Genomic DNA, 2,781 nt, shown 5'->3' with positions numbered 1-2,781 from the left:
CCATTATCTAGTGGTTTAAGCAGTTTATTTTCACGAGGCTTAATACCCCGACTGAAAAAGTAACTGGCTAATGCCGGGACAACCATAATGGCCACAAAAACCGCGGAGATAATGGCCAACATAATGCTGATAGCCATGGGTTCAAATAATTTAGCTTCAACACCCTGAAAACTAAACAGTGGCATAAAGACCACCAAGATGATCATGGCGGCAAAGAATACCGGTCGAGCCACTTCGTTAGCCGCTTCCTTAACTCGCAGCTTGATACCATGACTGTCGAGTTTGGCTGCCTGAGGATCCGGGTCGCGGTGCTCTGTGCGTTGCTCGGCGTCGCCATGATGTTCACTATCCGGACGACTTAAGTGCTTAAAGATGTTTTCAACCATCACCACGGAGCCGTCGACCAGCATACCAATGGCAACAGCTATCCCGCCCAGCGACATCAGGTTAGCCGACATGCCCATCGCGGACATTACCATTAGGGCAATGGCGATAGAAACGGGAATGGACAGTAACACTAAAAAAGTAGCGCGTATGTTGAGCAAAAACAGTGCTAATACTGCGATAATAAACACAAAGGCAATGAGCAGTGAATACGCGACCGTAGATACGGCTTTTTGTATTAAGTCGGCCTGATCATAATACGGCTCAAAGGTGACACCCTCGGGTAATGCTTGCTGAATAAGCGGAATGCGCTTTTTAATACCGTCGATGGTGGCTTTGGTATTCGAGCCCATGCGTTTGAGCACAATACCCGACACCACTTCGCCCAGCTGGTTGACCTCGCTGTCGACTTTACGCGACATTGAGACCGCCCCCTGGCGAATTTCACTGCCGATTTCGACTTCGGCAACCTGGCCCAGTGTTACGGAAACGCCGTCAACTGTTTTGAGCGGTATTTGTCGTATTTGTTGCAGGCCTTTTTTACCGCTATCCAGCCAGCCGGTGCCGCGAATAACCAACTGCTCCTGACCGCGGGGCATATACCAACCACCAACGTTACCGTTATTCTTGTTGACCGCGCTCATCACATCTTGCTGTGTGAGTTCGTAAGACAGTAACTTCGCGGGATTTAGGTTAACCTGATATTGCTTAACCTTACCGCCAAAGGACAAGACTTCGGTAATTCCCTCAACGGGCATTAGTAGCAGTTTAACCACATAGTCGTTAAGACTGCGTAGCTCCATACTGCTGACACCGGAGCCCGGTTCGGCAAGTAGCAGATACTGATAAACCTGGCCGAGGCCGGAAGAGTTAGGACCCATTTCGGGTGTACCTACGCCTTCGGGTATCAATTCCTTTGCCGCCTGCAGTCGTTCAAACACCAGTTGCCGGGCGAAGTAGATATCGACACTCTCGTCAAACACTACCGTAATGCCCGATAAACCTGTTTTTGAGATTGACCGAACTTCTTTGACGTCGGGCAGGGCATACATGACCGACTCTATCGGATAGGTAATCAGCTGCTCGACTTCGGTCGCTGCTAACCCAGGGGCCTCCGTATTTACCGTTACCTGAACGTTGGTAACATCGGGGAAGGCATCGAGATTAAGTTTGGGAATAACAAAAAATGACGCAATGCTGATGCTGAATAAAGCCAATACCAATAACAGGCGATTAGCGACAGCAAACTGAATAATGCGCTGAAACATACAACCTCCTGTTAGTGGTTATGTGGGTCAAAACCGCCTTTAGCGATTTGTGAGCGAACGAAAAACGCGCCGTTGTCTACGTATTCTGTGCCTTCCTTAACGCCTCGAATAACTTTCCACGGACCCTTTTCATCAACCAACTCGACTTTCTTCGGTTCAAATTTTCCGGGTTCGTGCTCAATGAATATCTGCCAGTCACCATCAGGTGCCCGCATCAAGGCAGAGTCCTTAACTGCAAGCACCGGTCCATCCGACTTGACTGAGAAATAAACATCCGCAAATAAACCAGGGTGTAATTGGTCCTTTTCGTTATTTACCGCAAGTCGTACCGTTCGGGTGCGGGTTTTATGGTCTATTGTGTGGCCTTCCTGAATGACTTTTGCCGCAAAGCGCTGATTGTCGACACTCACTGTAACAGGATCACCAAACTGCACATTAAGGTCAGCTGAGCCCGGTAGCCGAGCATTCACCCACAAGGTTTCTTCTTGCAGAACTTCAACCAAGTGGTTACCGGCATTGACTGGCTGACCCTGCTTGAAGTTATCGCTAACCACAATCCCGCCAATTTCTGAGGTCAGTTGGTATTCGCCGATAGGGTAGTCAGGTTTACTTAAACGCTTAATATCACTGGCTGACATACCAAATGCTTTGAGTTGCGCTTGCGCTGAGGTAAAGGCGTTTTTCGCTTCAACAAAGCGTTTTTCACCAACCGTTGACTCACCGAGTGACTGCACGCGTTGCCATTCGTTAAGTGTGACCAAATACTGACTTTGCGCCTCCGCCATGGTGGCGCTGAAGAGGGTGGCTAGTGGTTCACCTTTTTCGACGTGGTCGCCAATACTGACAAAACGTTTGAGAACGGTCGAATCGATGCGCGGACTCACGATATAGCTATTAAAGTCGTTAGCAACCACCTCGCCCGGAGCATAAACCGGGTATTCAATAACTTGAGTTTGCAAGGTTCGCGTGGTGATATCCGCCATGGACAGCTGCTTGCTGGATAGCTCCACGCCTGCACTTTCCTTATGTTCACCTTGCTCGTGTTTGCCTTTTTCCTTGTGGGTATCTTCTTTTTCGTCGTGTCCGTGTTCATCCTGCGCCATAACCGAAAAGCTCAGCGCAAGTGCTA

The 2,781-nt window shown here is 49.1% G+C and carries 2 protein-coding genes; both read right to left on the bottom strand.

From position 1 onward, the window contains the following. The coding region (locus ACP7H9_RS14110) for an efflux RND transporter permease subunit (RefSeq protein ID WP_439222921.1) at window positions 1–1,652 on the bottom strand (1,652 nt) is incomplete at its 3' end. An 11-nt stretch (window positions 1,653–1,663) separates the two neighbouring features. Continuing rightward, the coding region (locus tag ACP7H9_RS14105) for an efflux RND transporter periplasmic adaptor subunit (RefSeq protein ID WP_439222920.1) at window positions 1,664–2,781 on the bottom strand (1,118 nt) is incomplete at its 5' end.

Origin of the sequence: Idiomarina sp. ST20R2A10 (genome assembly GCF_051842345.1) — a bacterium.
In the GTDB taxonomy this organism is placed as follows: Bacteria; Pseudomonadota; Gammaproteobacteria; order Enterobacterales; family Alteromonadaceae; genus Idiomarina; species Idiomarina loihiensis.
This window is presented reverse-complemented; position numbering and strand designations above follow the sequence as displayed.